Annotated in this window: 5 protein-coding genes; all 5 read right to left on the bottom strand. The window is 71.8% G+C overall.

Annotation, left to right across the window (positions count from 1 at the left end; translation table 11 throughout):
• Positions 1–665 (bottom strand): glycosyltransferase (locus E2651_RS38905; protein WP_135335998.1); only part of this gene is annotated, 665 nt, incomplete at its 3' end.
• Positions 662–4,186 (bottom strand): bifunctional glycosyltransferase/CDP-glycerol:glycerophosphate glycerophosphotransferase, encoded by a 3,525-nt coding sequence (locus E2651_RS38900; protein ID WP_135335997.1) that lies wholly within the window; start codon positions 4,184–4,186, stop codon positions 662–664. The genes E2651_RS38905 and E2651_RS38900, both read right to left, overlap by 4 nt.
• A gap of 229 nt (positions 4,187–4,415) precedes the next feature.
• Positions 4,416–5,285 (bottom strand): TylF/MycF/NovP-related O-methyltransferase, encoded by an 870-nt coding sequence (locus E2651_RS38895; protein ID WP_209446357.1) that lies wholly within the window; start codon positions 5,283–5,285, stop codon positions 4,416–4,418.
• 22 nt (positions 5,286–5,307) lie between these two features.
• On the bottom strand, positions 5,308–6,048 hold the full coding sequence (locus E2651_RS38890; RefSeq protein WP_135335995.1) for a methyltransferase domain-containing protein: 741 nt from the start codon (positions 6,046–6,048) through the stop codon (positions 5,308–5,310).
• A gap of 79 nt (positions 6,049–6,127) precedes the next feature.
• Positions 6,128–7,357, bottom strand: a complete 1,230-nt coding sequence (locus tag E2651_RS38885) for an acyltransferase (protein ID WP_135335994.1) — start codon at positions 7,355–7,357, stop codon at positions 6,128–6,130.
• Positions 7,358–7,519: the final 162 nt, after the last annotated feature.

The following is a 7,519-nucleotide window of genomic DNA, read 5'->3' as shown; positions in this document are numbered from 1 at the left end:
GGGGCGGGGGCCGCGCGGTGGGTGGTGATCAGGTTCGGCACGACGGCGATGCCCTTGGCGGCGAGCGCGGCCCGGACGCCGAAGAGGACCTCGCTGTGGGCGAGGTCGTCCGCGTACCGCAGTGACGTCCGGTCGAGCACCTCGCGGCGGACGCAGAACCCGGTGAGCAGGGAGTCCCTGACGACGACGTCGGGCGCGTCGGCGAGGTCGCTCACCACCCTGGTCCTGGCGTGCAGTTGAGCCTGCCAGCCGGGCCCACGCTGCTTCTTGCCGCTTCCCGTGAACCGTGTCCAGCGTCCCGCCACCAGGTCGGCGCCGGTGGAGCGCGCCGCGTCGAAGAGGTTGCGGCAGGCGTGCGCCTGGAGGCGTTCGCCCGTGCCGACGACCATGACGTACCGGCCGCGTGCCGCGTCGAGCCCGAGGTTGCGCGCCGCCCCCGTGGAGAGGTCGCCGCCGGCGCGCACGAGACGTACCCGGTGCGGGTGGTCGGCGGCGAGTGCGGCGGCCGCCTCGCTCACGGCGGGCTCGGTGCCGGGGTCGACGACGACGGCCTCGACGCCGCCCATCGACTGGCCGATGACGGACCGCACCGAGGCCCGCAGGGCGGCCGCGCTGCCGTCGCCGACGACGACACAGCTGACGTCGTGCAGATCGGGCGTGCTCATGCGCGGCCTCCCTCGGGCATGCCGTCCCCGCGCACGGCGCCGGCGAGCATGGCGTCCACGACACCGGCGGCCGCGTGCCCGTCGTCCAGGTCGCAGAAGACCTCGCGGAATCTGTCGTACGCGTCGGCGTACGCGGCGGTGGCCGCCCGCGGGTCGCGCAGCGCCTCGATCACCTCGTCGCCCGTCGTGAGCAGCGGGCCCGGCGCCTGCGCCGCGAAGTCGAAGTAGAAGCCTCGCAGGGTGTCGCGGTAGTGGTCGAGGTCGTAGGTGTGGAAGAGCATGGGGCGGCCGGTCTGCGCGAAGTCGAACATCAGGGACGAGTAGTCCGTCACCAACACGTCGCTGATCAGGAGGAGTTCACTGACGTCCGGGTAGCGCGTGACGTCGCGGACGAAGTCGGACTCGGGGACGGTGCCGCCCACCAGGTAGTGCCTGCGGACGAGGAGCACCTGGTCGTCGCCGATGGCGCGCTCGGCGGCGGCGAGGTCGATCCGCAGGTCGAGGCCGTAACGGCCGCCCCTCTTGGGCTGGTTCTCGCGCCAGGTCGGCGCGTACAGGACGACGCGTCTGTCCTCGGGGATGCCGAGCCGTTCGCGTACGGAGGCGGCGACCTTCTCGCGGTCGACGGCGTGCAGCAGGTCGTTGCGGGGATAGCCGCACTCCAGGACCGCGCCGGTGTGGCCGAAGGCGCCGCGCAGCAGGGGCGTGGAGAAGCGGTTCGGGGAGACGAGGACGCTCCACTGGGCGGCGCGGGCGGGCAGCGTCGCCATGTAGGCGGTGTCGCCGGACGCGTGTCCCGCCAGGTCGCGGCCGATGCGCTTGAGCGGGGTGCCGTGCCAGGTCTGCACGACGAACTGCCCTTCGGCGCGCTCGAACCAGTCGGGCAGCTGGGTGTTGGTCACGATGTGGCGGCAACGGGCAAGGGCCTCGTACCACTCGGCGCTCCACATGGCGATCGGCGCGGCGCTCTCGGGCACGTCGACCTGCTGGTCGCGCACCACCCACAGATGCTCCAACTCGGTGCCATGGCCGACCAGTTCCTCATGGATGGCGCGGGGCGAGTCGGAGTACTGGCGTCCGTCGAAGCTGCAGTACAGGACGGCGTCCCGCAGCGGCCCGCCGCGCTGTGCCGCGTACGTCTCGCGCAGCCGCCGCTGCCGGGGCCCGCCGCGGTCGGCCGGGGGCAGGGCGGAGCCGGAGCGCAGGTGCAGGCCGTAGTGGGCGTGCCGCTTCAGGGTGATCTCGCGGCCGGACAGGGTGCGGGTGAGCGGCAGCCCGCGGTCGGTGCCGGGGGCCACGCACACCGGGGTGTACTCCGCGGGGTCGCTCTCGCCCGGTTCGCGCAGGAAGAGGTTCCAGCGCCCCTCGGCGAGCGGCAGGGTGCCCGCCTTGCCCGGGACGGCCTCCGGGCGCAGGGCCGCCGTGAACCGTCCGCCGTCGATCCGCACCGGGAGCACGGCCTCGTCGCCGTGGCCGCCGTGCACGAGGAGAAGCTCCCCGGTGCGCGTCCCGTCGCCCGGGTGGCTGCCTTCCAGGACGAGTTCGCCGTCCCAGGTCACTCTGTCGACGAGCGGCCGCACGGTCTGGTCGCGCAGCTCCAGGTTGCCCGACGCGTTGGCGAGGGCGAGGAGTTCACGCCCCGGCCGCAGGCCGTACCGTCCCGGCTCCACCTCGGGGTGGGCGGCCAGCGGGGTGCGCTCCCCGCCGTCACGGATCAGCGCGACACCCCACGGGTCGGCCTTGCGCGGCTCGCCGGTGCGCTCGTCCACCTCGGGCCGGAAGAGGCCGAGCGGCACGTCGGCGCTGAAATCCCGGCCGTTCACCACGGCCGGGACGTCGTGTGCCTCCTTGGTGTGCCAGTTCTCGACACGTACGAAATCGATGGCCTGGGACTCGCCGGGCGCGAGCCGCCCGTGCAGCCGGACGGCGCCACCGCACCCCTCGTGCGCGACGAGCCGCGCAGCCACCCGCTCCGTGCGCAGCCGCAGCCGCCCCGTGCTGAGCGTGACGGCCACCCGCAGGAAGTCCTCCAGATACCGCACGGGCAGCGCGGGAAGGCCGCTCATCCTGACCGGCCCGGTGCGCGGCAGGAGCCCGCTGACCACGCCCATCTCCACGTTCCAGGTGGTGCTGCGCCGCTTGGTGACGATCCTGCGGGGGTCGACGACCGTCTCGAACCCGGACCGGTCGTAGCTGTGCAGGCCCTGGTTGGAGCGGTACGTCGCCTCACGCGCCCGCACCGTGCGCAGCTTCAGCGGCAGGACCCGCCACCGCCCCGACCGCAGCCAGGCGACCCTGGCCCGCGCCACGATCCGGCCGGCCGGCAGATTGCGGATGTACGCGAAGCCCTTGAGCCGCAGCAGGCCCTCGTCGTCCCAGGCGGCGTGCGTGAGCTGCGCGGTGAGCGGCACGTCGGAGCGCTTGAGGGCGACCGTCTCGCGCGGCAGGCCGCCGATGCCCGGATAGTCGGCCCGGCGTCGGCGCAGGCCCCGGACCCGGAAGGCGTCCGGGTTGGACTTCTCGTACGCCATGAAGGCCATCAGGTCACCGGCGCGGCGCTGGGCGACGAGCCGCCACCTGACGCGCAGGGCGAGCGGAAGGCCGTCCACGACCGACCGGTCGACGGTGGCGGCGAAGGCGCCGGCGTGCTCGAGGAAGGCCTCGTGGTACTCGGCGTCACCGTGCGGCAGGGCCTCCATGAACAGCCACAGGTCCCCGGAGAACACGGTCCGGTCGTAGCGCCGCTTGGCCTCGGCCCAGAGCTCGCCCTCCGGTGTCCCCTCCGTCTCCCCAGCCTTCCCCGCGAGGAAGCCGCTCGCCGCGATGACGGCGGCGGCGCGGTCGCGGACGGCGCGGGGCCTGGCGCGGCCGTTGGTGATGGAGCCGTGGCGGTCGCGCCAGAGGTAGACGGGGTCCTTGAGCACGTCGACGGCGTCGGCGAGGAAATGGAGGGGGATCATCACGGGGGTGTCCTCGAAAAGGACGCCCTCCGGGAAGGCGAGGCCGTGCCGGTCCCAGAAGGTCCTGCGGAAGACCTTGTTGCAGGCGATGCGGTCACCGAGCAGACCCCAGTCGCGGGTGACGTGGGTGCCGCTGCGGTCCGCCTCCATGGCCTTGCGGAACATCGGGGACTGCCTGCTCACGCCGTCGGACCGCAGCCGGTGGACGTTGCCGGTGACGAAGTCGGAGCCGGACTCCTCGAGCGCCGCCAGCATCCGCTCGTACGCGTCGGGCGGCACGATGTCATCGCTGTCCACGAACGCCAGATAGGTGCCGCGCGCCTCTCGGACCCCCGCGTTGCGGGCCGCGCCGAGCCCGGCGTTCTCCTGCTCGACCAGCCTGAATCTCCCGTCCCGCGCTGCGAACTCGCGGGCGATGCGCGGACTCCCGTCGGTGGAACCGTCGTTGACCATGACGACTTCGAAGTCCGGCATGGTCTGCTCGGCCAGTGACCGTAGGCAGGAGCCGAGGAACTCCTCGACGTTGTAGACGGGGACGACGACGGCGAGTCGGGGTGTCATGCGCTGCGCACATTCCTTCCGGAGAACTGTCGGGCACGGCTGCGCGTCCTGCGGGGGACCTACTGGTTAACAACGGGCGCCCTCGCGGGTCACCCGCCCAGAGCCATTCGAGTGATCGCGCGTCGAGCCCCGTGCCCGCGGCCGGATGGCCTGCGGGTACGGGGCTCGATCAAGTGCCTGACGTGCCGAGCGTGTTCGGCCGGGATGTGGTGCCGGAGGTGGCGCCGGTTCAGGGTTTGACGGCGATCCGCCCCTCGTCCATGCGCAGCAGAAGCAGCCGCTCGCCGGTCTTGTCCAGGAACTCGTCGACCGCCTGGCGCGACCCCTGCCAGTAGCCGTAGTCGTCGATGAGCAGGACGCCGCCGCTGACCAACCTTCCGTAGAGGTGCTCCAGTTCGTGCTTGGTGGAGGCGTACCAGTCGGTGTCGAGGCGCAGGACGGAGATCTTCTCGGGCGCCTCGCGCGGGACGGTCTCCTCGACCATGCCCTGGACGTAGTGGACGCGCTCCTCGGGGTACGGCACCTTCGCGAAGCCCGACTTGACGTCGTCGAGGGACGCGACCGCCCAGATCGGCCGGTCCTTGCCCTGCACCTTGAGCAGCTCCTCCGCGGACTTGCCGTCCCGGCGCAGGTCCTCCTCGGTGGGCGGGGTCATGCCCTCGTACGTGTCGAAGAGGTACAGGTCGCGCTCGGTGTCACCGACGGACAGCAGGGTCTTGGCGCAGGCCTGCATCGAACCGCCGCGCCACACACCGCACTCGACGACGGCGCCGGGGATGCCGTGGCGGACGACGTGCCGGGTCGCCAGGATGAAGGCGTTCAGCCGTTCGGGAGAGGTCATCGTGTACGGCTTCACCGCACGGATGATGCCCTTCGCCTCGTCGTCGTAGTCCGCGGGGAGCTTCAGGGCCTTCGGCTTCAGCGCCTTCGGCTTCGGGGCCGGAGCCGGAGCCGGAGGCTTCGCCGCGCCCGGCACCCTCACCTGCTGGGCCGGCAGCGGGTTGCGGGTCAGCTGGTATCCGGTGAGTTGCTTGAGAGCGCCGTTCACTGCGCGTCGCCATGCCATGGGAGCGGACAGTACGCGCGACTCATCCGCGATGTCACCTTTCGTCAACCTGATGCTATCCGGCTTGACTTGGTGCCGGTACGGGCTTTTCGTCCCCCGGACGCGGGGCCACCACCTTCGGCCTTCCGCAGTGCGCGCGGCCCTCGACGGGCTCGGGCAGCGGGACGGATTCGACGCCGCCGACCTTGTTCGCCCACCACCTCGTCGTGGACCGTACGAGGGCCATCGTGAGCCTCGGGTAGCGCTCGGGCCGCTGGAAGACGCCGACGGTGTCGCCCCAGTAGGCGTGCTTGGCGTCGATCTTTCCGTAGGCGTGGCGGATGCCCTTCATCGGCGGGAAGTCCGTGTAGGCCTCGCGGAGTTCGAGCCGGGTGTACGCGGCGAGGGCGCGGAACCCGTCGGGGTAGTAGCGCCAGCAGTCCTGCGCGTCGTGCACATGGCCGCGCGAGGGCGCGGTCACGAAGGCGATGCCGTTCGGCTTCAGGACGCGGGCGATCTCCAGCATCGTCGCCCAGAAGAAGGGGATGTGCTCGAAGGCCTGCCCGGAGATGACGAAGTCGGCGCTGCGCGACTTCACGGGGATGCGGTACGGCTTGGTCATCACCGCGTCGACATTGCGTCCGTCGAGCACATCCACGCCCACGCACTCCGTGTCGCGGCCCTTCAGGAGGGTCTTGTGCGTGCGGGTCTGCCCGTCGGAGACGCGGGCGCCGAGATCGACGACCCGGTGGCGCTTCCCCGTGGGCATGTAGTGCTCGACACAGAGTTCCATCTGTTCGTACGCGGACTGGTGCACGGCGCCTCCAACACAGAGATTCTTCGCGTTGCCCGCGTTCAACGCGTATCCACTCAAACGGTCACGCCGCCACCGGGCGTCAACTGGCGTCGGCGGAAGCCCGCTTGGCGGTCGGTCGGCGTGGCGCGTGCCGGGCCCACCACTTCCTCGCCGGTTCCTCGACGTACGTGAACATCGCCCAGGACAGCGCGGTCGCCACGGCGGCGACGCCGATCAGGGTGAACAGGGCGGAATTCGACGGCTCCGGGCGGCCCCAGGCCTCGATGCACAGCCGGTTGAGGGTCTGGTGCAGCAGATAGAAGGCGTACGACCACAGCCCGAGCAGCACCATGGGGCGCGAGCAGAGCCAGCCCCTGCGGCCGGTCAGCTCGCGCTGGACGTACGCGGTGATGAGGAGGGCGGCGAAGACGGCGGCCAACGGGCGGACGGTCCAGCCGAGTTGGGCGGCGAGGTGCGCTCCGGCCCAGGCCTCGCGGTGGCAGTACGCGACGGCGTACACGGCGAAGGCGGCGACGATGACGGGCGGGGCGAGCCGGAAACGATGCCCCCGGCGCAGGGCGAGCGCGAAGAACATCCCGGCGGCGAACTCGGGGAGCCGGATCACCGGGTGCCGCATGATCCACTCGGCGGTGTGGGCCGAAAGGTGGCTGTCCGCCCACCAGTTGACCGCCCACATCGCGGCGAGCGCGGCCGCCGCGACGAGCGCCAGGGTGCGGGTGCGGTACCGCAGGGCGGCGCGGATGGCGCAGGGGAAGAGGAGATAGAAGAAGGCCTCGACGCCGAGGGTCCAGGAGACGGGGTTGCCCGGCAGGTTCGGGACGACGCCGGGGAACCAGCCCTGCACGAGGAACAGCGAGGCGAAGATGCTGAAGAGGTCCGTCGGGACGCCGCCCCAGAGGTAGAGGACCAGGACACAGGGCACGGTGGCGGCCAGATGCGCGGGCCAGATGCGGCCGATCCGCCGCCAGTAGAAGAGGCCGGCGGGGGCGCCGGGGCGGTGCCCCCAGGTGAGCAGGAAGCCGGACAGGACGAAGAAGAACCCGACGCCGTTCGCGCCCATCGTGGAGTAGGGGAAGAGCAGCGGGGCATGGGCGACACCGCCTTGGGCACTGAGTCCGGTGAAGTGGTGGGCGAAGACCGCGAGGGCGGCGAGGAAGCGCAGCCCGGTGAGGGAGTCGACGCGGGGAGCGTTCAGACTCCGGCCGTGCTCGCCGTGCCCACGCTGCCGGGTGAGCGATGGACCAGGGCCCGGGGCGAGGGGCGCGTGGAGGTGCGGCGGCAGCCGAAGCCGCGTACGGGACGTGATCATTGGAGGCCTATCCCACGCACCCCCGGCCCAGTCACGCCCCCCTGCGCCACCCGGGTGACCCGTACGCGGCCACGCCGAGCCCCCGAGTGAACATCGGGCAAAGTGGTGCAATGCACCTCATTGGGTCCAGTAATCCGCGTCACCCAGGGCACACCCCATGAG

The sequence above is a fragment of the Streptomyces sp. MZ04 genome (genome assembly GCF_004684775.1).
Classification (GTDB): Bacteria; Actinomycetota; Actinomycetes; order Streptomycetales; family Streptomycetaceae; genus Streptomyces.
Note: the sequence above shows the minus strand (reverse complement) of the source record. Positions and strands in the feature narration are given on the sequence as shown.